Below are 25,193 nucleotides of genomic sequence, written 5' to 3'. Positions count from 1 at the left end.
CCGGAGTGAATCGTGAATTTCCAGCAACTTAAAATTATCCGTGAGGCGGCCAGGCGGGACTACAACCTGACCGAAGTCGCCAACATGCTTTACACCTCTCAGTCAGGCGTCAGCCGCCACATCCGCGAGCTGGAAGAAGAGCTGGGGATCGAGATTTTCATCCGTCGCGGCAAGCGTCTGCTGGGGATGACCGAGCCCGGTAAGGCGCTGCTGACCATCGCGGAGCGCATTCTCAACGAAGCCAGCAACGTTCGTCGGCTGGCGGATCTTTTCACCAACGATGCGTCCGGGGTGCTGACCATTGCCACTACCCACACGCAGGCACGCTACAGTTTGCCGCCGGTGATTAAGGCGTTTCGTGAGCTTTTCCCGGATGTGCGTCTGGAGCTGATTCAGGGCACCCCGCAGGAGATTGAAGTGCTGCTGCAAAACGGCGGGGCGGATATCGGTATCGCCAGTGAGCGCCTGAGTAACGATCCGCTGCTGGTGGCCTTCCCCTGGTTCCGCTGGCATCACAGCCTGCTTTTGCCCGCCGATCATCCGCTTCATCAGGTTTCGCCTCTCACTCTCGAAGATATCGCCAAATGGCCGCTCATTACCTATCGTCAGGGCATTACCGGGCGCTCGCGCATTGATGAAGCATTTAATCGCAAAGGGCTGACGCCGGATATTGTGCTGAGCGCGCAGGATTCTGATGTGATCAAAACGTACGTGGAGCTGGGACTTGGAATCGGGCTGGTCGCGGAGCAGTCGGGCGGGGAGCGCGAACTGGGTGATTTGGTGCGTCTGGATACGCGCCATCTTTTCGACGCCAACACCGTCTGGCTTGGGCTTAAACGTGGGCAACTGCAACGCAACTATGTCTGGCGCTTTATCGAACTGTGCAATGCTGGACTGTCGGTAGATGAAATTAAGCGTCAGGTGATGGAGACGGAAGAAGTGGCGATTGATTATCAGATTTGATGCATAAAAAAGCCTGCTTAATCGCAGGCATTTTTATGTGACCCGCCGGAATCAGACGTCCAGCTTGCGCCCCGTCAGCCATTCCACCATCGCCGGATCGCGATGCGAGAAGAATGCGCTGGTGGCAGTATCAAGCGCGGTAATGTGCAGCATATCTTCAGCGCTCAGTTCAAAATCGAGAATACTGATGTTCTCGACCATTCGCTCTTTTCGCACGGATTTTGCCAGCGAGACAATGCCGCGCTGAAAAATCCAACGCAGAACAACCTGACCCACGCTTTTACCGTATTTCTCACCTATCGCGGTTAAAACAGGGTGCTGGAACAGGCCGTTTTTCCCTTCTGCAAAAGGTGCCCAGGCTTCAGGCCGGATACCGCGACTTTGCATCCACGGCGCCGCTTGGAGCTGCTGGTTGAAGGGGTTCACTTCAATCTGATTGACGGCCGGAACCACTCGATTAAACGCGATAAGATCGGCAAGCCTGTCAGGATGGAAATTACTCACGCCAATCGCACGAATTTTCCCGGCCTGCTGCAACTCTTCCATTGCACGCCAGGCACCATGAACATCGCCGTAAGGCTGGTGAATCAGATACAGGTCAACATAATCCAGCTGCAGACGATTCAGCGACCGTTCGAACTGGGCTTTCGCGCCGGCGTAATGCGTGTCCTGTAGCCACAATTTGGTGGTTACAAACAGCTCTTCGCGAGCGATGCCGCTTTGCTTGAGCGCGTTACCGACCTGGGTTTCATTTTGGTAGGAAGCGGCGGTATCAATCAAACGATAGCCTGTTTCAATGGCATCAACGACAGCGCGTTCGCATTCGGCGGTATCCGTCATCTGGAAAACGCCAAAGCCCAGCAGGGGCATTTCAATACCGTTATTCAGTGTGACCGTATTCATGACTTTTTCCTTCCGCTCTGTGTGATGACCAGCATAGCGCAGAGTGATTTATTCGATAATAGAGAGAATGCGCAAAGCCTTATTAGGTTGATTCATGAATTCTGAGCGCATGTTACCCATCGTTGCGGTCTGGCAACTGACACAGCCTCGAAAATTACAGGTATAATCCCACTCATTATTCAACTGGTTTAGATACGAAGATGACAAAACTCACCTTACAAGAGCAGATGCTCAAAGCCGGATTAGTCTCCAGCAAAAAAATAGCTAAAGTCCAGAGAACGGCTAAAAAATCACGCGTTCAGGCTCGCGAGGCCAGAGAAGCGGTGGAAGAAAATAAAAAGGCACAGCTTGAGCGTGATAAACAGCTGAGCGAACAGCAAAAACAGGCGACGCTGGCGAAAGAGTTTAAAGCGCAGGTGAAGCAGCTGATTGAGATGAACCGCATCGATATCTCAAGAGGCAACATCGATTTCAACTTCACCGACAATAACCTGATCAAAAAAATCGCTGTCGATAAGACCACACAGGCGCAGCTGATCAGCGGTCGTCTGGCGATTGCGCGTTTAGTGTTGGATGCCAGCGGGAAGAGCGAATATGCAATTATCCCCGCGATCGTTGCCGACAAAATTGCCCAGCGCGATGCGGACAGTATTGTCTTAAACAGTGCGTTGAGTCAGGAAGAGCAGGACGAAGACGATCCGTATGCGGATTTCAAAATTCCTGACGATTTGATGTGGTAATGATTTTCGTGCTCAGAATGGTGGAGTATGGCGGGCGCAGACCCGCTCTCCGCTGACGGGATGCACGAAATCCAGCTCGCTGGCGTGCAACATCAGCCGTGGCGTCTGTTCTGTGCCTGGCAGCAAAAGTCCGCCGTACAGATCGCAGCCTAAAATAGGGTGGCCCAACTGCTGGCAGTGAATGCGCAGTTGATGGGTTCGCCCGGTTTCCGGGATTAGCGCGACTCGCGTTAACGCCAGAAACGTGCCGTCTTCCTGTTCACGATTCATTCGTTCAATAACCCGATAGCGGGACCGAGCGGGTTTGCCGTGAACGCCGCAAATCGACATCAGCGGGAACAGCGCTGGGTCTTTGGCAATCGCCGCGTCTATCATCCCTTCGTCATTGTCCAGATGCCCGCAGAGCAGGGCGCTGTAGATCTTGGTCACCACGCGCTGGCTGAACTGCTGGCACAGCGCCGCGTTAATGACTTTATTACGCGCAATGACCATCAGCCCGGATGTGCCGAAATCTAATCGATGGACCAGCGTGCAGCCGGGGAACTTCTTTACCAGCCGGTGATGCACTGAATCGAGGTTTTGCGGATTTTTCCCCGAGAGACTCAGCAGGCCGCTGGGTTTATTGATAAGCAGCAGATGCTCGTCCTGATAGAGAATGTCAATCTCGTCATGGCACGGCGGGGCAACAAAAGTATCGATAATGGTGGACATCAGTCGGCCTGGCACAAGAATGGGGGGCGATCATAACGAATTATCAGCACGCTGGCGAATACAGCAAAAAGCCCGCTCAGGTTTCCCTGAGCGGGCTTCTCTAAATATGGCTCCTCTGACTGGACTCGAACCAGTGACATACGGATTAACAGTCCGCCGTTCTACCGACTGAACTACAGAGGAATCGTGTGAACGAGACGCATGTTAATGGCCTCGCCATTTTGTGTCAACACTAAATTCAACATGCTGATTCAAATGATTAATTAAGACTCAACCTGCTGTTTTAGTGTACTTGAGAAGACGAATGACCGTCAGACCCTGCATTTTCACGCAAACGTTGCAGGGGATCTTGCTGGTAAAAATGGCAAAAACGTTGCCACAACGCCGGGAAGCGCGGGGCGAACAGTTCAGGTGCGCTGAAGAAATATTCCGACAGTACGGCAAAGCACTCCGCCGGATCTGTCGCTGCATACGCGTCAATGCTGGCCGCGCTTTCACCCACCAGATCGATCTCATCCTGAATATTGTTCATGGCGGCGTGCAAGTCATGCTCCCAGCCTGCCACTTCGCGCAGAGGGATAAACGGTACACCGCTGGCGCGATCGCCGTTGCGGGTGTCCAGTTTATGGGCTACTTCATGCACAATCAGGTTAAAACCGGAGGCATCAAAGGAATCCTGAATATCAAGCCAGTTCAGGATGATTGGCCCTTGCTGCCAGCTTTGACCAGATTGCACAACGCGCTGATTGTGCACCAGCCCAATATCATCTTCCCACTCGTCATCGACGACGAAAGGGGCGGGATAAATCAGCACTTCATGGAAGCCATCCAGCCACTCAAAGCCGAGCTCAAGCACCGGCAAACAGAAGAGCAGGGCGATACGCGTGCTTTTGAGCGCATCCAGCTCAAAACCTTGCAGCGGGACGAGGCGTTTTTGCTGTAAAAAACGATCGGCTAGTTGAACCAGTCGGGCGAGCTCGTCGGGGTCAAGACTGGCGAGAACAGGAATTGCCAGCGCCTCTTCCCACGGGAGAATCGCGTTCGGTGCGGTTTCGTTCGATTTCCAGGGCCACTTAATCATCACTTCGCTCGCAAACTCATCACTTGAACAAAAATGCAGGATAAGGTTCTGTTAAAATGCCAAATTACCTGGCATCATGGCAACCACTAAAACGGAGAGATGCCGGAGCGGCTGAACGGACTAGTCTCGAAAACTAGAGTAGGGGCAACTCTACCGGGGGTTCAAATCCCCCTCTCTCCGCCACTTCATCACGTAATCTTATTCATACCTTCTTCGGACAACCAGCCGTATCAGTCATTCTGGCTGAAATAAGCATCAAGATGCAGCGGAAGGTCGCAGGAGTCTAGCCTGTGTACTTTCTCAAGTCATTGATGTTTTATGCAACTTGAGAGAGAACTCTAGCTTTTAAGTCATTTATACTCATATCGGCAAAGTGTCCCGACGTTACGTTTGTTGCTTTTCATGCCGGTGTGCAGATAGAGCGATTTCGCCTCATGCACCCAGAAACTGTCACCTGCCTGCATCTGTTCATTAAAAATCCCCGCGTCAGGGTAAAAAGTGCGTAGTTGCCCGCTGCTGAGACCGAACCATTGTCGAGAAACTGCTCTGAACTGTTGGGTATTCAGCAGCTTGCCGCCCAGACGGGCACAGTGTTCACGCGCGTTGGCGAAGTTTTTATCCAGAATGCCGTCACCCGTCAGCCAGATATTGAGGTGAAAGACGTGAGTTTGAGTATGACCTGTTTTGAGGTTCTTCAGCGTTAACGTCATCTCTCTTTCATTAGCCTGCGGTTGCCTGACCATCTGAAGCTGGACCCGTCCTTCCACAGGCTGTGCCTTAATCCTGATCCAGTCATAGTTCACGCTAAATTGCAGATCGTTGAGATTGAGAAATTTGCTATTACTGCTCATCGTGACATGCGCTCCGGTAAAACCGGTCGTCAACATATCTGCAGTACGGAACCCCGGCATGCTGGGGGAGTGAAAGCTAATTTTGCTGAAATAATCAGTTTTTTCGACAGGCGTAGGGGCAGCCGTCACGGTCATCGGTAGCAGAAGGGGGAAAAGAGAGGCGGTCCGGTGCATGATCTTCATTTGAAACCTTAAGAAATTAAACATTTACCGCGTTTCTGTTTTTACATGGCTGCCTGTGTTTACTGCGCCTGATTGTAGGGAAGGGAGAGTGTAGAAGTGTAAATAACTCTTCGGCTTACGTAAGGTATTGTGGAACTTATTCAGCCCGTCGCGACTGGCGCATATAAATGCGGAGAGCAACGTAAAAAGAGGTAAACAAACAGTTGCGAAATCTAATGATAAGTTAAAATAATTTTTTTCTGCTTAGGGGATAATATGCACATCCTGGATGCTTTATTGGCCTTTTCAGCCTACTTTTTTATCGGCGTGGCAATGGTGATTGTTTTTCTTTTTGTCTACACCAAAGTGACGCCACACGATGAATGGCAGTTGATTAAAGATAATAACGCAGCGGCTGCCCTGGCATTCAGCGGAACGCTGCTGGGTTTTGTCATTCCTCTCTCCAGCGCGGCAGTGAATTCGGTCAGTATTCTGGATTATCTTATCTGGGGCGGCGTGGCCTTTGTCGTACAGCTTCTGATTTACGCAGGGGTCAGGCTTTACATGCCAGCGCTGGGAGAAAAGATTTCCAGTAATCATATTGCTGCGGGTGTGTTCATGGGCGTTTTTGCTTTGGCGGGCGGCATTCTTAATGCGGCGTGTATGACCTGGTAGAGACGACGCATTACGGAAATAAAAAAGCCAGGCAGCGATGCCTGGCTTTTTAGTTTTAGGACGACTTAGCGCTGCGCGCAGCCCGCGCACTGCTTGTTCTGGATCTGCTGGAAGAAGTCGTTGCCTTTGTCATCCACCAGGATAAACGCCGGGAAGTTCTCGACTTCAATTTTCCAGATGGCTTCCATTCCGAGCTCAGGATACGCCACGCACTCCAGACTCTTAATGCTGTTTTGCGCCAGTACCGCCGCCGGGCCGCCAATGCTGCCGAGGTAGAAACCGCCGTGCTTGTGGCATGCGTCTGTCACCTGCTGGCTGCGGTTGCCTTTCGCCAGCATCACCATGCTCGCACCGTGGGATTGCAGTAAATCCACATACGAGTCCATACGCCCTGCGGTAGTTGGGCCTAAAGAGCCAGAAGCATACCCTTCAGGTGTCTTCGCCGGGCCCGCGTAGTAGATCGGGTGATCTTTCACGTACTGCGGCAGTTCTTCGCCGTTATCCAGCAACTCTTTCAGCTTCGCATGGGCGATATCACGCGCCACGATAATGGTGCCATTCAGGGACAGACGGGTGGAAACTGGGTGAGCAGAGAGTTGCGCCTGGATTTCACTCATTGGCTGATTCAGGTTAATGCTGACCACTTCGCCTTCACCCTGCTGGCGCAGTGATTCAGGAATATACTGGCCCGGATTGTGTTCCAGCTTCTCAATCCAGATGCCGTCGCGGTTGATTTTGGCTTTGATGTTACGGTCGGCCGAGCAGGAGACTCCCATGCCGACAGGGCAGGAAGCACCGTGACGCGGCAGACGGATCACGCGGATATCGTGGGCGAAGTATTTCCCGCCGAACTGCGCACCCAGACCCAGGTTCTGCGCTTCCAGCAGCAGCTCCTGTTCCAGCTGAACATCGCGGAACGCCTGACCGTGTTCGTTACCTTCCGTCGGCAGGCCGTCGTAGTAGCGAGTCGAAGCCAGTTTCACCGTTTTGAGGGTGCTTACCGCGGAAGTTCCGCCAATCACAAAGGCGATATGGTATGGAGGGCAAGCCGCTGTTCCCAGGGAACGCATCTTCTCGACCAGGTAATTTTTCAATTTGGCCGGGGTGATCAGCGCTTTGGTTTCCTGATAGAGGTAGGTTTTATTGGCGGAACCGCCGCCTTTCGCCATGCACAGGAACTTGTATTCATCTCCGTCCACGCTGTAGAGGTCAATCTGCGCCGGCAGGTTGGTGCCGGTGTTCACCTCTTTATACATATCCAGCGCCGCGTTCTGAGAGTAGCGCAGGTTATCTTCGATGTAGGTGTTGTACACGCCCTGGCTCAGGGCCGCTTCGTCACCGCCGCCGGTCCAGACGCGCTGGCCTTTTTTACCCATGATGATCGCCGTGCCGGTGTCCTGGCAGGTCGGCAGCACGCCTTTGGCCGCGATTTCAGAGTTGCGCAGGAACTGCAGGGCAACGTATTTATCGTTCTCGCTGGCTTGTGGGTCGTTCAGGATCGCCGCAACCTGTTTCTGGTGCGAAGGGCGCAGCATAAATGCGGCATCGTGAAACGCCTGTTGAGCGAGTAAAGTCAGAGCTTCGGGCTCGACCTGAAGAATTTCCTGGCCGTTAAAGTGGGCAACAGACACATGCTCTTTGGTCAGCAGATAGTATTCGGTGTCGTCGTGTGCGAGGGGGAAGGGATTCTGATAGTAAAAGGCTTTGTTCGACATTGCGTATCACTCCATAAAATTAAACCGCCGGAGGGTGTCCCCCGGCGGTTAAGAATCAGAACATCATGGACATCCACGGATAACCAATCAGCAGCAGGGCCGCCAGGAAGATGGCGCCAAAGATGGTGCCGAGGCGCCAGTAGTCTTTGGTTGGCAGGTAGCCACTGCCGTAGTAAATCGGGCTTGGGCCGGTGCCGTACGGGGTGATAATCCCCATGATACCCAGCGAGGTCACCATCAGCAGGACGAACACTTCCATGTTGATGCCTGGGATAGTCGCGGCGATAGTCAGCATCGCGGGCAGCAGTGCGGTGGTGTGCGCGGTGGTGCTGGCAAACAGGTAATGGAGCAGGTAGAACGCCAGCAGCAGGACGATAGTCGCAACACCCGGCGAGATACCGCTCATCAGCAGGCCGCCTTCTTTACCCAGCCAGGCGATGAAGCCGGTGGAGGACAGGCCATCCGCAAGGGCCACTAAGGTGGCGAACCAGACAAAAGTGTTCCACGCGGCTTTGTTGCCGGTGATGTCGTTCCACTCCAGCACGCCGGTCCACAGCATCAGGCCAACAATCAGCAGGGCAGCCAGGGCCGGTTCAATCCACGCGGCGGCGAAAATCCACATCATCAGCGCACAGCATACGAAGACCAGCAGAAGGATTTCGTTACGCGACAGTTTGCCCAGTTTCTCCAGTTCACGACACGCCCACAGCGGCACTTCGTCGTTGATTTTGACTTCTGGCGGGTAGAACCAGTAGGCCAGCAGCGGCATCACCAGAATCAGCAGCACGCCCACTGGCAAGAAGGCGATGAACCAGGTACCCCAGGAGATGTTGATGCCAACGATGCTTTTCACCAGCGCCAGAGCCAGCAGGTTAGGCGCCAGCGCAGAGAGGAACATGGAGCTGGTGATACAGGCCGCGGTGATTGCCACCCACATCAGATAAGAGCCAATCTTACGTGAACTTGGGTCGTTCGGTTTTGAACCGTACAGCGGCGGCAGGTTAGCGATGATCGGGTAGATAGTCCCGCCGCTGCGCGCCGTGTTGGATGGAGTGAACGGGGCCAGCAGCAGATCGGCGAAGGTGATCGCGTAACCCAGTGTCAGGCTGCGACGGCCGAGATATTTCACCAGAATCAGCGCCAGACGGCGGCCGAAACGGGTTTTATCGTAGCCCGCGGCGAACATGAATGCGCCGAAAATCAGCCATACAGTAGAGTTACCGAAGCCGCTCACCGCCCATTTAAAGGAAGCACCGGCCAGTTTGAATTTCGGATCAGCCAGTTGTTCCGGGCTGAACAGCACCCACTGGCTACACAGTGCGATGGCGACGACACCGGTCAGGCCAATCACGGCACCCGGCAGCGGTTCGAAGATTAAACCGACGATCACACCAACAAAGATAGCGAAGTAGTGCCAGGCATAAGGTGGCAGCCCTTCAGGAACCGGCACAAACAGGAGCAGCACGGCAACAATGATCGGCAGTGCCATCATTAGCAGACGTTTGTTGTTTCCGTCTTTCGGCTTGCTCGCCACTGGGGGCGTTACAGCTGTTTTATCATTCATAGGTTTGCTTCTTAAGTTGTCAAAAATTCGGTTTTGAAGAAATAACGCTGCGCCTTTTTTAATTTATTTACTTTCTTTAGTTATTTAAGGTGCGTTCTGGTTATTTCGTAAATAGCGATTTAACGCGATTCACGATGCGTTAAATTAAAAATTGATGATGTTTATATACTGCGCCTTTCGATGCCAGTGGAATTGATCGCGATCAATAAAATAGAAATGCAGGAGTATTTTTATACTAATTAAAATAACCACATTGAGTTATGTGGATATTATCCCTGTCGACTGTTTGAAATCGTTGAATAGATAATGCGTAAAAATGATTATTAAATAAATAACCATTATTAATCAATGCGTTGGATTGTTTTGTGTCAAATAAAAAAGTAACTAAAAGGTTAACGATGTTTATATTATTGTGAACGCATCACCCTAATATCAATAACACCAATGTAGTAATAATGTTATTGCAGGGATTAAATACTTTTATAACTAACGTAATTGCTTTAGTAACTAAAAATATCGTTATATTAATACCATGACATCGGCAAAAAAATTAACCAGAAACAAAATCCGATAAAGAATTCTCAGATTTCAATTTTAAAAGTTTGGAGTTTCTATTATGAGCACTAACGAACGAATCCTTAGTCCTTTCACATTACCGAATGGTACCGAACTCAAAAACCGCTTGTTAATGGCACCGATGACCACCTGTACCGGTTATTACGACGGCACGGTGACCAGCGAGCTGGTGGAATACTACCGTGCGCGCTCCGGCAGCATCGGTACCATCATCGTTGAATGCTGCTTTGTTGACGATCTGGGCCTGGCTTTCCCTGGCGCTATCGGTATCGATAACGATGAGAAAATCGCCGGGCTGGCAAAAATTGCCGACGCGATTAAATCTAAAGGCTCTAAAGCGCTGCTGCAGATCTACCACGGCGGTCGCATGGTCGACCCGAAACTGATTGGTGGCCGTACCCCGGTCGGCCCAAGCGCCGTGGCCGCACCGCGCGATGGCGCAGCTACTCCGGTGGCATTAACCACTGAAGAAGTGGAAGGCATGATCGGCAAGTTCGGTGAAGCGGTTCGTCGTGCAATTCAGGCGGGCTTTGACGGCGTCGAAATTCACGGCGCGAACACCTATCTGATTCAGCAGTTCTACTCCCCGAACTCCAACCAGCGTGAAGACGAGTGGGGCGGCAGCCGCGACAACCGCGCAAAATTCCCGCTGGCAGTGCTTGAAATCACTCACAAAATGGTTCGTCAGTATGCGGATGACGCGTTCATTATCGGCTACCGCTTCTCTCCGGAAGAGATGGAAGTCCCCGGTATTCGTTTTGACGACACCATGTACTTGCTGGAAAAACTGGCCGCACGCGGTCTGGATTACTTGCACTTCTCCGTCGGCGCAACGCTGCGCCCGTCCATCGTCGACACCCAGGACCCAACGCCACTTATCGAGAAATACCGCGCCATGCGTTCCGAAACGCTCGCGCAAATTCCGGTGATGGGGGTGGGTGGCGTAGTGAACGCCGCCGATGTGAACGAGGCGCTGGACCACGGTTACGATCTGATTGCCGTGGGTCGCGCGACTATCGCCTATCCCGACTGGACCGACCGTATTCGCGACGGCGAAACGCTGGAGCTGTTTATGGACAACACCCAACGCGAAGCGCTGAACATCCCAGAACCGCTGTGGCGTTTCTCGCTGGTGGAAGCGATGATCCGCGACATGAGCATGGGCGAATCGAAATTTAAAGCTGGCCGATTCACCGAAACCGTGCAGGACGATGTTAACGAATTAGTGATTAACGTGAGTCTCGAAACGGACCGTATTGCTGACATCGAACTGGCATCTGGCCCGACTCAGGATGTGGAATTTGTCAGCAGCTTTGAAGAGATCCGCAGCCGTATTCTTGATGCCAATACCCCGCACGTGGATGCCATCACCGGCGCGACCAGCCAGAGCGAAGCCGTGAAAAAAGCGGTTTCCAAAGCGATGCTGAAATCCAGCAAAGTACTGGCGGCAGAAGAGGGCGTCGATCCGAACGAAGCGAAACAGTTTGATGTCGTGGTTGTCGGTTCCGGTGGTGCTGGTCTGGCGGCCGCTATTCAGGCGCATGATGAAGGGGCCAGCGTGCTGATCGTCGAGAAAATGCCCACCATCGGCGGGAACACCATTAAAGCATCTGCCGGGATGAACGCCGCAGAAACACGCTTCCAGCGCGTACAAGGCATCCAGGACAGCAAAGAGCTGTTCTACCGGGAATCCCTGAAAGGCGGTCACAACAAGAACAATCCAGAACTGCTGCGTCGCTTTGTGGAAAACGCGCCAGAAGCGATTGAATGGCTGGCAACTCGCGGGATCATGCTGAACGGTATCACGACCACCGGTGGGATGAGCATCGAACGTACTCACCGTCCAAAAGACGGCTCTGCGGTAGGCGGATATCTGATCAGCGGTCTGGTGCGTAACGTCAACAAACGCAATATCGACGTTATGCTTGATACCTCCGTCAGCGACATTATTTTTGAAGATGGCGAAGTGAAAGGGGTGCGTCTGACCACCGAAGAGAACGAAACGGTCACCGTTTCAACTCGCAGCGTGATCATGGCGACTGGCGGTTTCAGCGCCAACAGCAGCATGGTCGTGAAATATCGCCCGGATCTGGACGGTTTTGTCACCACCAACCACAAAGGGGCCACCGGTGGTGGTATCGCGCTGCTGGAACGTATTGGCGCAGGCACTGTGGATATGGGCGAAATTCAGATCCACCCGACCGTGGAGCAAAACACGTCGTATCTGATTTCCGAATCCATTCGTGGCGGTGGCGCTATCCTGGTCAGCCAGAAGGGCAGCCGTTTCTTCAACGAAATGGAAACCCGCGACAAAGTCTCGGCGCAGATCATCGCCCTGCCGGAAAAATACGCCTACATCGTGTTTGATGAGCACGTTCGCGCGAAAAACAAAGCGGCGGATGAGTACATTGCCAAAGGTCTGGTCACCAGCGCCAGCTCGCCAGAAGCGCTGGCAAAAACGCTGGGCATGGATGAAAACACCTTCCTCGACACGCTGGAGCGCTACAACGGTTTTGTCGCAAAACAGCATGACGATGATTTTGGCCGCACCACTGCACTGCGCGCGCCAGTCAACGAAGGCCCGTTCCACGCAATCCGCATCGCCCCAGGCGTGCATCACACGATGGGCGGTGTGACCATTAACACTCAAACCTGCGTGTTGAATAGCGACAAACAGGTGATTCCGGGCGCATTTGCGGCGGGTGAAGTGGTCGGCGGCATCCACGGCGGGAACCGTATCGGCGGTAACGCCGTGGCAGATATCATTATTTTTGGTACTCTGGCCGGACATCAGGCGGCGATGCGCGCAAAACAGTAATATCAATGCCCGGCGGTTGCCGGGCACGGTTTTGTAGGCCGGATAAGCGCAGCGCCATCCGGCAATTTAACCGAGGGGCATTACCATGTCTGATAACCGCGTCTACAGCTATACCGCCACCCTGATGGGCTCCCCCATTCTTCTGAAACTCTTCTCAAACAACAAAGCGCTCGCCTCGCGGGTGTTTCGCCTCATCAAACAGTACGAAAACCTGCTCACCGTCAACCGCGCACCCTCGCAGGTGATGGACATTAACCACGCTGCCGGAAAACATGCGGTCAGCGTCAGTCGTCCGGTGTACGAACTGATCCGCGTGGCGAAAGCCGCAAGCATGCTTGAGAACAGCGCCTTCAACCTGGCGATTGGCCCGCTGGTGAAGCGCTGGAAGATTGGCTTCCAGGGCGACAGCGTCCCGCCCGCCGATGAGATCGCGGCGCTACTGGCGATCACCGATCCGGCGGAAGTCGTGCTCGACGACGCGGCCAGCAGCGTGTTCCTGACCCAATCGGGCATGGAGATCGATCTCGGGGCGATCGCCAAAGGCTATATCGCCGACCGGGTGCGGGATTATCTGCGTAAAGAGGGCGAAACCCTCGGCCTGATTAACCTCGGGGGCAATATTCAGACCCTTGGCGCGCCGGAGGGCGGCTGGTCGCTCGGCATCAAAACGCCTTTTGGCGGGGCTGATGAACTGATAGGAACGCTGAATGTGGAGAATAAATCGGTCGTCACATCTGGAACCTACGAGCGCTTCTTTGAACACGACGGCAAGCGCTATCACCACATTCTGAACCCGCGCACCGGCTACCCGCTGGATAACGAACTCGATAGCGTGACGATTATTTCGACCAACTCCATCGACGGGGATATCTGGACCACGCTGATCTACGGGATGGGCGTGGTGAAGGGCTGTGCCGCGCTGCGCGCGCGGCCTGATATCGAAGCGGTCTTCGTCACCAAAAGCAAAGAGGTGGTGGTCTCCTCAATGCAGCATTTCCGCTTTACGCTTCTGGATAACCGCTATCGCCTTACTGGCAATATTGCCTGAGCAGCCCGACCTGTTCCGGCTGTAATCGGTAGCGATACACCGGGCGCCCGGTGGCCCCGTAGTGGATGCTGGTGAAGAGAATTGTAATCTGTGCCAGCCAAATCAGGTATTTACGACACGAAACGCGGGAGATACTGACCGCGTTAGCCAGGTCGTCGGTGGAAAATTCCGCATCGGGGTGCCCGTCAATCCACTGACAAATCGTGCGCAGGGTCTGCGGGGTTAAGCCTTTCGGCAGACGCTTGCTGTCCGCCAGCTCCGGCGCGCCGCCGTGCAGAATACGGTCGACGTCCGCCTGCTCGTAATACTGATGCGAGCCCATCAGCTGCTTCTTCTCCTTCCAGCCGTTCAGCGCTTCTTCAAAACGCGGGAACTGGAAAGGCTTAATCAAATAATCCACCACCCCGTAATGCATCGAGGTCTGGATCGTCGTGGCATCTGAGGCCGAAGAAATCATGATAACGTCGATCGGGCGACCAGAGGCGCGAATCACCGGCAGCAGATCCAGGCCGTTATCCTGCTGCATATAGACATCGAGCAGCACCAGATCGACAGGCTGCGCGGGATTATTAATGACCGCTTCGGCCTGGTTCAGCGTGGAGGCTACGCCGCAGCAGCTAAAACCCTCAACCCGGTTAACGTACAGACGGTTAAGGTCGGCCACCATGGCATCATCATCGACAATTAAGACATTTATCACGCGATTTTCCTCTCGCTATCCCAGGGGATCTGAACAAAAAATTGAGTAAATACGCCTGGCTCAGATTCGACGGTAATATCACCGCCGAGTTTTTCGAGCTGTTGGCGAGCAAGGAAGAGTCCCACACCCCGGTTTTCACCTTTAGTAGAAAAACCCTTCGTAAAAATATTTTCCAGCCGCGCGGGGTCAATTCCTGGGCCGTCGTCACTGATTTCACAGCTTAGCCAGCCATTCTGATAATGCATCAGCAGGCCGACTTCGCCCTCGGCCTGGCTGCTCATGGCATCCAGCGCATTTTCGATAAGATTGCCCAGCACGGTAATTAGTACTGTGACCTGCTCGGTATTGGGCGTGTCCGGCACCTGGCACTCGTCCGCCAGCGTCAGGGTAAATCCCGCTTCCTTGGCGCGGTTGATTTTCCCCAGCAGGAATCCGGCGATGACCGGTGATTTAATTTTATTCTGAATCGCGCCGATATCAGTCTGATAATTCTGCGCGGTCTGAAGAACATATTCTTCCAGCTTATCGTAACGTTTCATATGCAACAGGCCGAGGATCACATGCAGCTTGTTCATAAATTCGTGGGAATGGGTGCGCAGGGCATCGACGTAACTCACCATGCCATCCATCCGCTGCATTAACTCCCGGACTTCAGTTTTGTCGCGAAAGGTACTGATTGCGCCAATCACCGCGCTTTGACTCCTGACCGGGAAGGTATTGCACAGCAGCAAACGCCCGTTGCAGTCGATCTCCTGATCCTGTAGCGCTTGTCCGGTCTGCGAAACCCGACGCAGAGAGGCGAGCATCGGCATGTGGCGCGGCTCGTCGGCGCTGTGTGCGGGCAGCAGCAGGATCTGGCGGGCGGCGTGGTTAATCATCGTCACGCGGCCCTGGCTGTCGACCGCGATCACACCCTCTTTCAGTGATTGCAGCATCGCCTGACGTTGCTCGAACAGGGCGGAGATTTCGTAAGGCTCAAGCCCGAACAAAATCCGTTTGAGCAGATGCACCAGTCCCCAGGTGCCGAGCGTTCCCATCAGCGCGCTGAACAGCACTGTCCAGATGACGTTCCAGCGGCTGCGGCTGATCTGCTCATCCACTTTGTTGAGCGAAATACCAATGGCGACTACGCCGATCTGCTGATGCTGGTCATTATAAACCGGGGTGAACACGCGCAGGGCCTCGGCCAGTACGCCGTGGTTGACCGAGACATTTTCCTTTCCTTCAAGCGCTGGTTTGATGTCCTCGCCGATAAAATGTTTACCCAACAGGGTATTGTCCGGGTGGGAATAACGCACGCCCTGCATATTGGTAACGACAGCGAAGAGCAGATCGTTGCGGCGGGCGATCGCGTCAGCGACAGACTGAATTGGGCTGTTTTCCGGCGAGAATTGCAGACCGCGTTTCACGTCGGGGCTGTCGGCCAGCGTGCGGGCGATGGCGAGCGCGGTGTCCTTTACGCCATCGCGGGTCGCGCGGGTAACCTGCACAAAGTAGAGCGCAAAAATGACCAGTAAAACCGAACCAATCACGCTACACACCATCAGCGTGACCAGCGTGTTGAGCTTCATTGGGCGCTTGCGCGCCGTGGCTAAAGGCTGCAAATCGCTCATCGAAACCCCGTGGATAATTAGAAAGGGGTAATTATCGCTGATGACGGCGCTTTCTTAAAGCGATGTAAAAGCTGACGAATGCTGCGCTTTTCGTGACCCCCCTCGCAGGTCATCCATATAAAACACTTTATAGTGTGGGGGAATTCATAACAAGGAGGCAGTTTATGAGCGTTAAGCTGAACGGTTTGGTCACGGAGAGACGTCACGCGGATACGGCGGATATCGACAGGTTGTCGACCCTGGACATGCTGAATGTCATTCATCAGGATGATAAGTACATTACCGACTCCATTACTCCTTTTTTACCCGTCATCGCCCGCGTAGTGGATAATGCTGCGGCCACAATGAGCCACGGCGGACGGCTGTTTATTGTCGGCGCCGGACCATCTGGCCGAGCGGCGCTACATGCGGCGATGGAGTATGCGCCGGGCAAACATCCGGTTATTGGCCTTGATGCCGGAGACGGCGCAGGAAATTACGATCGCGGTGTGGCCGATCTCCAGGCGATGAATTTTGGCGAGCACGACATGATGCTTGCGCTCTCCGTCAGCGGTAAAACGCCGTGGGTCTGGGGCGCGATGCGCCACGCCTGGTCCCTGAGCTCACCGGTTGCCATCATTACCTGCGACGAGCAAAGCGAAGCCGCGCATCTGGCGAGCATGGTGATAGCGCCACAAACCGGGGCAGACGTGGTGGCAGGCTGGAATAACGCTAAAGCAGGCATGGCGCAAAAACTGATCCTGAATATGATCGCCACAGGATTAGCCGTCCGTACCGGCCGGGTTTACAGCAATATGCGCGTGGATTTGGAAGCCAAAAGTATCAAGTGGTCTGAAAGGCAGATTGCGATTGTGATGGAAGCCGGAGGATGTACGCGTACCGTCGCCAAAACGGCGCTGGAAAGCTGCAATCACCATTGTAAAACTGCCGTGCTGATGGTCATGACCGGGCTGGATGCCTGGCAGGCGCGTGATTTACTTGACCAAAACAACGGATTTATTCGCGTCGCGTTGCAGGAAGCGCCGTAATCCTTGAAATTATGAACAAAAAGGCCGCTGCTGCGGCCTTTAGTGTTTGAGATATTCTGAAGTTTAATTGCGTCCGATCAACTTAAGGTAAATCCAATCGCCTTTACCGTCGCATGACAACGCAAAGAGTGTCAAAATGTGACTTTATTCACACTTTTGAGCACGCAATGTGAGAGCGGTAACGTCTTTACCGCTGCAGTAAAGGTTAAACATGGAACAGAACAACACTCGTGGCCTGGGAGGCAAACTCGCTCTGTGGGCGTTTTACGCATTTTGCGGATACTTTGTCTGGGCGATGCTCCGCTATCTGTGGGTGGTCAGTAAAATCCCCTCGACGCCGGATTTGGTAATGGAAGGTGATTTGGGATCAACCAGCGGGAAGTGGCTCGGCGCTATTCTTGGTTTTCTGGTGCTGGGCTCGGTGGGGCTGATTCTGGGGGCCATCGCCTGGTACACGCGCCCGCGCGGCAGCAACGAGTGAAAGGCCTGCACAAAGTTGTTAAGGTGAGAGTTTTATGAAGGAGAAATCATGGAACGTACCGACTGGCAGCAACGCTTCGAAGCCTGGTTAACCGCGCATCATCCCACGGATGATGCCGCACATGACATTTCACATTTCCGCCGTGTATGGATGACCGCCCAGCGCATGATGGCGGGTCAGTCCGTCGATGCGCTAGTGGTGCTGGCCGCCTGTTATTTCCATGACATCGTCAGTCTGCCCAAAAATCATCCTGAACGCAGCCAGTCTTCGCAGCTGGCGGCGCGCAAAACCCGACAGATCCTCTCTGATTATTTCTCCGATTTCCCCGAGAGCCTTATTCCCGCAGTGGAACATGCGATTGAAGCGCACAGTTTCAGTGCCGGGATTGCACCGCAGACTCTTGAAGCCAAAATAGTTCAGGACGCCGACAGGCTCGAAGCGTTGGGCGCAATTGGTCTGGCGCGCGTCTTCGCCGTATCAGGTTCGTTGGGCGTGGCGTTGTTCGATGCCGACGATCCGTTTGCCGATGCGCGCACGTTAAACGACAAACAGTTTGCTCTCGACCATTTCCAGACCAAGCTTTTGCGCCTGCCGGACACGATGCAAACCGAACCTGGGCGTGAGCTTGCCCGTCATAACGCTCACTTTTTAGTGCAGTTTATGGCGAAACTGAGCGCGGAGTTGCAGGGGGATTGCCTCGGTATGGATGCGCAGGTCCTGAGCCGATTCCAGCGCACGCTGTAAAGCTGAACTATGGTAATCTGTCCTCAGTCTCTTTCGTCCGGTTAAAGGTATGCAGGAAAAACGATCAGTGTTACAACCCGCTTTCGCGCAGGCAGAGAAATCAACGGCCACGGTGCAGGCTTTACTCAGCAAACTGCTGACCATCTATGATGCAAAAACGCTGGTGAACGAACTGAATGCCCAGGGGGAAAGCCACTGGAGCCCGGCGATCCTCAAGCGACTGGTCACCAGCGATCGGGCAGGGCACCGCCTTAGCGAAGGGGAATTTACCTTCCTGCAAAAACTGCTTCCACGCCCGCCTGCTGCCCATCCTAACTACGCTTTTCGCTTTGTTGACCTGTTTGCCGGTATCGGTGGCATTCGTTACGGCTTTGAGGCGATCGGCGGACAGTGCGTGTTTACCAGTGAATGGAACAAACACGCGGTACGCACTTACAAAGCCAACTGGTATTGCGATCCCCACACCCACCATTTCAATGAAGATATCCGCGACGTCACTCTGAGCCATAAACCAGGCGTCAGCGACGAAGAGGCTGCGGATAATATCCGGCAAAATATTCCGCCACATGACGTGTTGCTGGCGGGCTTTCCTTGCCAGCCGTTTTCCCTTGCGGGCGTGTCGAAAAAGAACGCGTTGGGCCGCGCCCACGGTTTTGCCTGCGATACGCAGGGCACGCTGTTTTTTGACGTAGTACGGATTATCGACGCCCGCCGTCCGCCCATTTTTGTGCTGGAAAACGTCAAAAACCTCAAAAGCCACGACGGCGGAAAAACCTTCCGCATCATCATGCAAACGCTTGATGAACTAGGCTACGACGTAGCAGATGCGCAGGACATGGGCGCAGACGATCCTAAAATCATTGATGGCAAACACTTCCTGCCGCAGCACCGTGAGCGCATTGTGCTGGTGGGGTTCCGACGCGATCTGAATCTTAAAGGCAACTTCACGCTGCGTGATATTCCGTCACTCTATCCGGCACATCGGCCTTCCGTTGCCGAGCTGCTGGAGCCGGTGGTTGACGCTAAATTTATCCTCACGCCAGTGCTGTGGAAATATCTCTATCGCTATGCCAAAAAGCATCAGGCGAAAGGCAATGGCTTTGGTTTCGGGATGGTTGATCCGACCAATCCTCGCAGCGTGACCCGTACGCTGTCGGCCCGCTATTACAAAGACGGGGCCGAGATCCTGATCGACAGAGGTTGGGATAAAGCGCTGGGGGAAGTGGATTTCGACGATCCCAATAATCAACGTCATCGCCCGCGTCGCTTAACGCCGCGCGAGTGCGGGCGTCTGATGGGTTTTGAATCCCCGCAGGGTTATCATTTCCGTATTCCGGTCTCAGACACCCAAGCTTATCGCCAGTTTGGTAATTCCGTTGTCGTGCCTGCGTTTGCGGCGGTGGCGAAACTGCTCGAATCGCGCATCAAATTAGCCGTAAAGCAACGCCTGAGTGAGGCCGTCAATGACGGATGTGCACAATAAGGCGACCCGCAGCAAAAACATGCGTGCCATCGGCACGCGTGATACCGCGATTGAAAGACGGCTGGCAGGACTCTTAACCCACAGCGGTTTTGAGTTTCGCGTCCAGGATGCGGCGCTGGCAGGCCGCCCTGATTTTATCCTCGATGATTATCACTGCATTATCTTCACCCACGGCTGCTTCTGGCATCATCACGACTGTTATTTGTTTAACGTCCCGGCGACGCGCACCGATTTTTGGCTGGAGAAAATTGGCAAGAATGTGGCGCGTGACCAGCGAGATATCACCACGCTGTTGGCACAGGGCTGGCGTGTTCTTATCGTCTGGGAATGTGCGCTGCGGGGCAGATTAAAACTTGATGATGCTTCGCTGACGGAGCGGCTGGAAGAGTGGATCTGCGGCGGCGGTCAAACCGCGCAGATCGATACGATGGGGATAAGCCCGATTACAACTTCTCCACCTCACACGGCGTCACCACCGGTTTAGCCGGGAACAGATACTTCCCGAGCGTCACCAGCACTACTGCCATGATGATCACTCCCAGCGCTAACCACTCAACGGACGATAAGACCTCGCCCGCAAACGTGGTGCCGAGTAATACAGCGACCACCGGGTTAACGTAAGCGTAGCTGGTGGCAACGGCAGGGCTGACGTTGCGGATCAGAAACATATAAGAGTTAATGGCGATAATCGAGCCAAAAATGGCCAGATAACCGACTGCCAGGAAGCCAGAAAGCGTTGGCATCGCGGTCAGCTTTTCACCGGATACGGTTGAGGCTATCAACAGCACAATGCCCGCTGCCAGCATCTCAATGGCGCCTGCCATCATCCCGGAAGGGAGTTCCACCCGTGAACCCAATACCGAACCAAAGGCCCAGCTCATGGAGCCAATCAGAATTAACACCGCGCCCCACGGATTGCCGCTCAGATTCCCGCCGCTGTTGAGCAGAATAATCCCAGCCAGCCCAATGCCGATGCCCATCCACTCCAGTTTGCGCGTGCGGATGCCGAACAGACGGCTAAAGCACAGCGTAAATAGCGGCACTGTGGCAACCACCACCGCCGCAATTCCGGACGGCACGTTCTGATGCTCTGCCACCGTCACGCCGCCGTTACCCACGGCAAGCAATAACAGGCCGATAAGCGCCGCGTTCATCATTGGGCGCAGCGAAGGGAGTTTATGCCCACGCATTAGCAGAAATGCCAGAAGCAGCACGCCAGCAGAGAGAAAACGCACGCCCGCCATCATCAGCGGTGGCCAACTCTCCACGCCGATACGAATCACAAAATAGGTCGAACCCCAGATGATGTAGAGCGAAAACAGCGCTCCAATAAGGGGTAATAATTGCCGGAAACGCATAATCCCTCACAGCGATTTAAAAAGGTCGCTCATAGTAAACGTGAAAACTATCGGGCTGGCGAGTCCTTTAATTGTATCGATGGTGTGAATTATTTGTTGACTTGAGCTGCCTGTTTCAGGGTTTCGCTTTTTGCTCCATACTATTCACTTAATTATCAAAATAAGAAGGATCAGATTTTGGCAGGAAGTAGCTTATTAACATTGCTCGATGATATTGCCACCTTGCTGGATGACATTTCGGTGATGGGAAAATTGGCGGCGAAAAAGACGGCCGGTGTGCTGGGGGATGACTTATCGCTGAATGCGCAGCAGGTCTCGGGCGTGCGCGCCAACCGTGAGCTACCGGTGGTGTGGAGCGTAGCGAAAGGATCGTTTATCAACAAAGTGATCCTGGTGCCACTGGCCCTGTTGATCAGTGCGTTTATTCCGTGGGCGATCACGCCGCTGCTGATGATTGGCGGTGCGTTTCTGTGCTACGAAGGCGTCGAAAAAGTGCTGCACTCGTTTGGTTCGCATAAGGACGAAGAGACCCCGCAGGCACGCCAGAAGCGTCTGGAAGCGCTTGCAGCGCAGGACCCGATGGCCTTTGAGCGCGATAAAGTGAAAGGGGCGATCCGCACCGACTTTATTCTTTCGGCAGAGATTGTGGCGATTACGCTGGGCATTGTCTCCGAATCCCCGCTGCTCAACCAGGTGCTGGTGCTTTCAGGTATCGCGATTCTGGTCACCGTGGGCGTGTATGGCCTGGTGGGCGTGATCGTCAAACTCGACGACATGGGCTACTGGCTGGAGAAAAAATCCAACGCGCTGGCGAAAGCGGTCGGTAAAGGCCTGCTGGTGCTGGCTCCGTGGCTGATGAAATCACTCACCATTATCGGCACGCTGGCGATGTTCCTGGTCGGCGGTGGGATTGTGGTTCACGGCATTGCGCCGTTGCACCATGCGATTGAGCATTTTTCCGCAGAGCACGGGGCCGTTGTAGCGGCGGTATTACCGGTGATAGCGAATCTGGTGATCGGCTTTATCATTGGTGCCATCGTCATTGCGGCCGTAAAGGGCATCGAAAAAGTGCGCGGAGTTTCGCACTAATTGCTCCACAGATGATTATGCAAAAACACCGTTCCTCGTCTAGATTGAAACAGTTTCACCCTGATACTGGAGGCGGTTATGGTCTTTGTGGTCAGTGATGAAGTTAAGTCAAAAAACGGTGGTCCACCGATGATTGTCACCGGATATTCCAGTGGCATGGTGGAATGTCGGTGGTACGACGGGTACGGCATCAAGCGGGAAGCGTTTCGTGAAGACGAACTTCTGCCCGGTGATGGACGACAACGGCGAGACACGGCTTAATCACGCAACGCCCGGCATGTCCGGGCGTTTTTGTTGACTATCATTGTACGTAATGCTTGTCTTAGGATATCGGAACCGCCGGGCTTTGCTTTTGTGCGGATGTTGCAAGTTTTCAGCAGGGAGTGTCTGTGCAGCGCGATGTTTTTAAAGCCAAAACACATTTTCTGGAACGGCTGCGTCACCACCCAGGGAAAATCGTCAATCTCTGCTTTGTGGTAGTCCTTGTTTTTTCAACGATCCTGACCTGGCGAGAAGTGGTGGTGCTGGAAGATGCCTACATCTCAAGCCAGCAAAACCATCTGAAAAATGTAGCCAGCTCGCTCGACAGACAGCTCCAGTTCAGTATTGATAAACTGCTCTTTTTTCGCCATAGCATGGGAGATGCGCTGCAAACGCCGCTCGGCTTTCGCGTATTGCAGGATGCTGTTGGCAGCTTTAATCGCTTACGCGCCGAGCCTTTCTGGCAACTGGATGTCGATCAGCAGCGCACGCTGCCCATCAGCGGCGTCTCTGATGCTACCGTAGAGCGCACCACGCTCCTGGCGCGAGACAATCAGCGCATCGGCAATGAACTCTCTGCGGCGCTGGAAGTCGGGTATTTACTGCGCCTCGCCACCTCGACCACCGGGAAGGAAAAACGCGTCTATTATGTCTCGCGGGCAGGCTTTTTTCTCTCGACCGAACCCACCGCGCAAAATCATACCGTGATATCCCGTTACTATGATTTGGTCACGAGCCCGTGGTTTACCCAACAAACCGAACGACAAAACCGCTCACGTGGCGTGCGCTGGTTTATGGCGCCCTCGTCCGGCGCTCAGGAAGAGAGAGTCATCACCGCCAGCCTGCCGGTCTATCTGGATCACTACTGGTACGGCGTGCTGGCGATGGATTTTACCCTCCCGACGATGAAGCAACTGCTCACGGATGCCGTGGATAAACGCACGGACGGGGAATATCAGCTCTATGACAGCCGCCTGAATTTGATTACCACCTCCGAGCCACCGGAGGGGCTGATTAATCAGTTCGACGAGCGCGAGCGGGCACAGATTGCTCACGCCATTGAAGGCGATACTCAGGGCGGCATTCGTTTGAACTCGCGCTATATCAGCTGGGAGCGGCTGGATCATTTTGACGGCGTGGTGCTGCGCGTCCACACGTTACAGGAAGGCGTTAACGGCGACTTCGGCAGTATTAGTATTGCGCTGGCCCTACTGTGGGCGCTCTTCACCGCGATGCTGCTGATCTCGTGGCTGGTAATCCGCCGGATGGTCAGCAACATGTACAGCCTGCAAAACTCGCTGCAATGGCAGGCGTGGCACGACCCGCTGACCCGGCTGAACAATCGCGGAGCATTGTTCGACAGAGCAAAAACGCTGGCCGAAGAGTGCCGTCAACAGAAGATACCGTTCTCAGTGATTCAGCTCGATCTGGACCATTTCAAAAGTATTAACGATCAATTCGGTCATCAGGCCGGTGACAAAGTGCTGTGTCACACCGCCGGACTGATTGCCAGAGCCTTGCGTAGCACCGACGTCGCGGGTCGCGTGGGTGGCGAGGAGTTTTGCGTTGTACTGCCGGGCGCGACGACGCAGCAGGCTGCTGAAGTGGCCGAGCGCATTCGCGCCTATATCAGCAGTAAAGAGATTCTGGTGAAAAAGAGTACCACCACGCGGATCAGTGCTTCAATGGGCGTGAGCAGCACAGAGGAGAACGATAATTTCGACTTTGAGCAGTTGCAGTCCATTGCCGATGGGCGTCTCTATGTGGCGAAACAGCAGGGGAGAAATCAGGTGGTATGGCGCGACGCGGATAAGAAATGATCTAGCCCTTCACGCCAGCCTTCCGGCCCTGGTTGTGTGGTGTGATAGACCCGCTCAGGAATATCATCCTGCAGCTGGATCCCGTGGCGGTTAATGCCTTTCACCACCACGGCGTAATCGACATTATCGAGCAGAGGGGCGTCGTTGGGACCGTCGCCCAGCCCGATAGTCGTCGGCACAAAACCCTCGCGCTTGCGATACTCGTCAATCAGCCAGTTAACCGCCTGATCCTTTCCACCGCGTGCGTCCAGAATGTGCCAGAAACGTGCGCCCTGGACGAATTTAAAGCCTAATTGCACCAGTTCAGCTCCAAACTGTGCCATACGCTCATCGCTGTCACGCCAGATAAGCGTGACGGAAGCCTCATGCAGACGCGCTAACGCCGAACGTTCCCGACTCAGCCCGGTCCACTCGCCGATCACCCGTTCATCGACATCATCGAAAGTGGTGAACTTATACCCCGCGCGTTCGCGAATCGGATCGATCAGGCTGCAAATTTCGCTGTGCGGCGTACCGTTAATCAGGCGCGGTGCATTCGGGTGATCGTCCCAGCGCACATCCAGCTGCACCACCGCCCCGTTTTCGGCAATAAAAGGCAAACCTTCCAGCCCCAAATCCTGCTGGATTTCGAGAGTTTCCGCTGCCGTTTTACTGCTGCACAAAATCACCGGGATTTGATGGTCCTGCAATTTATTCAGCCACGGCGTAGCGGGGCGCCAGTCGTAGGTGTGGATATCCAGCAGCGTACCGTCCAAATCGGTAAAAATTAGCAGCGTCTCCTTGAGTAAGGACATAGCGTCTCCTGAGTG

23 protein-coding genes and 2 tRNA genes are annotated in these 25,193 nt (G+C 54.0%); 14 read left to right on the top strand and 11 right to left on the bottom strand.

The features are described 5' to 3' along the window. The first annotated feature begins 12 nt into the window (after positions 1–12). Positions 13–963, top strand: a complete 951-nt coding sequence (cbl, locus tag C3708_RS17400; protein ID WP_095282536.1) for an HTH-type transcriptional regulator Cbl — start codon at positions 13–15, stop codon at positions 961–963. 51 nt (positions 964–1,014) lie between these two features. Here cbl and C3708_RS17395 read toward each other — a convergent pair whose 3' ends face one another. Beyond that, on the bottom strand, positions 1,015–1,866 hold the full coding sequence (locus tag C3708_RS17395; protein ID WP_103949762.1) for an aldo/keto reductase: 852 nt from the start codon (positions 1,864–1,866) through the stop codon (positions 1,015–1,017). 200 nt (positions 1,867–2,066) lie between these two features. Between C3708_RS17395 and C3708_RS17390 the strand changes: the two genes are divergently transcribed. Next, entirely contained in the window at positions 2,067–2,606 is a 540-nt protein-coding gene (locus C3708_RS17390) for a DUF2058 domain-containing protein (RefSeq protein WP_103946142.1), read from the top strand. 12 nt (positions 2,607–2,618) lie between these two features. On the opposite strand, the gene C3708_RS17385 is transcribed toward C3708_RS17390, so the two are convergent. The 3 genes from C3708_RS17385 to mtfA form a co-directional block, all read right to left on the bottom strand. Further along, positions 2,619–3,317, bottom strand: a complete 699-nt coding sequence (locus C3708_RS17385) for an RluA family pseudouridine synthase (RefSeq protein WP_103949761.1) — start codon at positions 3,315–3,317, stop codon at positions 2,619–2,621. A gap of 107 nt (positions 3,318–3,424) precedes the next feature. Beyond that, positions 3,425–3,500: transfer RNA gene (locus tag C3708_RS17380), tRNA-Asn, on the bottom strand. A gap of 100 nt (positions 3,501–3,600) precedes the next feature. Next, entirely contained in the window at positions 3,601–4,398 is a 798-nt protein-coding gene (mtfA, locus tag C3708_RS17375; RefSeq protein WP_103949760.1) for a DgsA anti-repressor MtfA, read from the bottom strand. A gap of 93 nt (positions 4,399–4,491) precedes the next feature. Between mtfA and C3708_RS17370 the strand changes: the two genes are divergently transcribed. Beyond that, positions 4,492–4,581 (top strand) — tRNA-Ser (locus C3708_RS17370). A 167-nt stretch (positions 4,582–4,748) separates the two neighbouring features. On the opposite strand, the gene C3708_RS17365 is transcribed toward C3708_RS17370, so the two are convergent. Then, on the bottom strand, positions 4,749–5,456 hold the full coding sequence (locus tag C3708_RS17365; protein ID WP_103949759.1) for a hypothetical protein: 708 nt from the start codon (positions 5,454–5,456) through the stop codon (positions 4,749–4,751). A gap of 231 nt (positions 5,457–5,687) precedes the next feature. On the opposite strand from C3708_RS17365, the gene C3708_RS17360 reads away from it, so the two are divergent. After that, a complete protein-coding gene (locus C3708_RS17360; RefSeq protein ID WP_103949758.1) occupies positions 5,688–6,086 on the top strand; it encodes a DUF350 domain-containing protein in 399 nt (132 codons plus the stop codon). A gap of 65 nt (positions 6,087–6,151) precedes the next feature. Here C3708_RS17360 and fumA read toward each other — a convergent pair whose 3' ends face one another. After that, a complete protein-coding gene (gene fumA / locus C3708_RS17355) occupies positions 6,152–7,801 on the bottom strand; it encodes a class I fumarate hydratase FumA (RefSeq protein ID WP_103949757.1) in 1,650 nt (549 codons plus the stop codon). A gap of 55 nt (positions 7,802–7,856) precedes the next feature. Further along, the gene (locus C3708_RS17350) at positions 7,857–9,365 is read right to left on the bottom strand and encodes an anion permease (RefSeq protein ID WP_199184162.1); all 1,509 of its coding nucleotides are present in this window, start codon (positions 9,363–9,365) and stop codon (positions 7,857–7,859) included. 616 nt (positions 9,366–9,981) lie between these two features. Between C3708_RS17350 and C3708_RS17345 the strand changes: the two genes are divergently transcribed. Then, complete coding sequence (locus C3708_RS17345) at positions 9,982–12,759, top strand: flavocytochrome c (RefSeq protein ID WP_103949756.1); 2,778 nt, start codon at positions 9,982–9,984, stop codon at positions 12,757–12,759. An 85-nt stretch (positions 12,760–12,844) separates the two neighbouring features. Continuing rightward, the gene (locus C3708_RS17340; protein WP_103949755.1) at positions 12,845–13,807 is read left to right on the top strand and encodes an FAD:protein FMN transferase; all 963 of its coding nucleotides are present in this window, start codon (positions 12,845–12,847) and stop codon (positions 13,805–13,807) included. Here C3708_RS17340 and dcuR read toward each other — a convergent pair. Next, complete coding sequence (dcuR, locus tag C3708_RS17335) at positions 13,788–14,507, bottom strand: two-component system response regulator DcuR (RefSeq protein ID WP_095282490.1); 720 nt, start codon at positions 14,505–14,507, stop codon at positions 13,788–13,790. The two genes, C3708_RS17340 and dcuR, sit on opposite strands and share 20 nt — an antisense overlap. Further along, positions 14,504–16,120 (bottom strand): sensor histidine kinase, encoded by a 1,617-nt coding sequence (locus C3708_RS17330; RefSeq protein ID WP_103949754.1) that lies wholly within the window; start codon positions 16,118–16,120, stop codon positions 14,504–14,506. The genes dcuR and C3708_RS17330 overlap by 4 nt, the downstream gene beginning before the upstream one ends. A 164-nt stretch (positions 16,121–16,284) precedes the next feature. Here C3708_RS17330 and C3708_RS17325 point away from each other — a divergent pair, with 164 nt between their 5' ends. From C3708_RS17325 to C3708_RS17305, 5 genes are all read left to right on the top strand, one after another. Beyond that, a complete protein-coding gene (locus C3708_RS17325) occupies positions 16,285–17,148 on the top strand; it encodes an N-acetylmuramic acid 6-phosphate etherase (RefSeq protein ID WP_095282488.1) in 864 nt (287 codons plus the stop codon). 211 nt (positions 17,149–17,359) lie between these two features. Next, a complete protein-coding gene (gene drpB, locus C3708_RS17320) occupies positions 17,360–17,629 on the top strand; it encodes a cell division protein DrpB (protein WP_095282487.1) in 270 nt (89 codons plus the stop codon). 48 nt (positions 17,630–17,677) lie between these two features. After that, the gene (locus tag C3708_RS17315) at positions 17,678–18,373 is read left to right on the top strand and encodes a phosphohydrolase (RefSeq protein WP_103949753.1); all 696 of its coding nucleotides are present in this window, start codon (positions 17,678–17,680) and stop codon (positions 18,371–18,373) included. Between the two features lie 49 nt (positions 18,374–18,422). Next, positions 18,423–19,856 carry a DNA cytosine methyltransferase gene (locus C3708_RS17310; RefSeq protein ID WP_217449922.1) on the top strand — a complete coding sequence of 478 codons (1,434 nt, stop codon included), beginning with the start codon at positions 18,423–18,425 and terminating at the stop codon, positions 19,854–19,856. Beyond that, on the top strand, positions 19,837–20,340 hold the full coding sequence (locus C3708_RS17305) for a very short patch repair endonuclease (protein ID WP_103949752.1): 504 nt from the start codon (positions 19,837–19,839) through the stop codon (positions 20,338–20,340). The genes C3708_RS17310 and C3708_RS17305 overlap by 20 nt, the downstream gene beginning before the upstream one ends. Here C3708_RS17305 and yedA read toward each other — a convergent pair. Next, positions 20,300–21,214, bottom strand: a complete 915-nt coding sequence (yedA, locus tag C3708_RS17300; RefSeq protein ID WP_103946128.1) for a drug/metabolite exporter YedA — start codon at positions 21,212–21,214, stop codon at positions 20,300–20,302. The two genes, C3708_RS17305 and yedA, sit on opposite strands and share 41 nt — an antisense overlap. A 177-nt stretch (positions 21,215–21,391) precedes the next feature. Between yedA and C3708_RS17295 the strand changes: the two genes are divergently transcribed. The 3 genes from C3708_RS17295 (at position 21,392) to dgcQ (ending at position 24,384) form a co-directional block, all read left to right on the top strand. After that, positions 21,392–22,303: a DUF808 domain-containing protein gene (locus C3708_RS17295; RefSeq protein ID WP_103946127.1), complete on the top strand. Its 912-nt coding sequence runs from the start codon at positions 21,392–21,394 to the stop codon at positions 22,301–22,303. Between the two features lie 78 nt (positions 22,304–22,381). Next, positions 22,382–22,564, top strand: a complete 183-nt coding sequence (locus tag C3708_RS17290; RefSeq protein WP_095282482.1) for a YodC family protein — start codon at positions 22,382–22,384, stop codon at positions 22,562–22,564. A 128-nt stretch (positions 22,565–22,692) separates the two neighbouring features. Further along, positions 22,693–24,384, top strand: coding sequence for a cellulose biosynthesis regulator diguanylate cyclase DgcQ (gene dgcQ / locus C3708_RS17285; RefSeq protein WP_095282481.1), 1,692 nt, complete (start codon positions 22,693–22,695; stop codon positions 24,382–24,384). Here the strand turns inward: dgcQ and C3708_RS17280 are convergent. Then, positions 24,351–25,178, bottom strand: a complete 828-nt coding sequence (locus tag C3708_RS17280) for a mannosyl-3-phosphoglycerate phosphatase-related protein (RefSeq protein ID WP_103949751.1) — start codon at positions 25,176–25,178, stop codon at positions 24,351–24,353. The genes dgcQ and C3708_RS17280 overlap by 34 nt on opposite strands. Between the last annotated feature and the right edge of the window lie 15 nt (positions 25,179–25,193).

The sequence above is a fragment of the Lelliottia sp. 7254-16 genome (genome assembly GCF_002922995.1).
GTDB lineage: Bacteria > Pseudomonadota > Gammaproteobacteria > Enterobacterales > Enterobacteriaceae > Enterobacter > Enterobacter jeotgali.
Note: the sequence above shows the minus strand (reverse complement) of the source record. Positions and strands in the feature narration are given on the sequence as shown.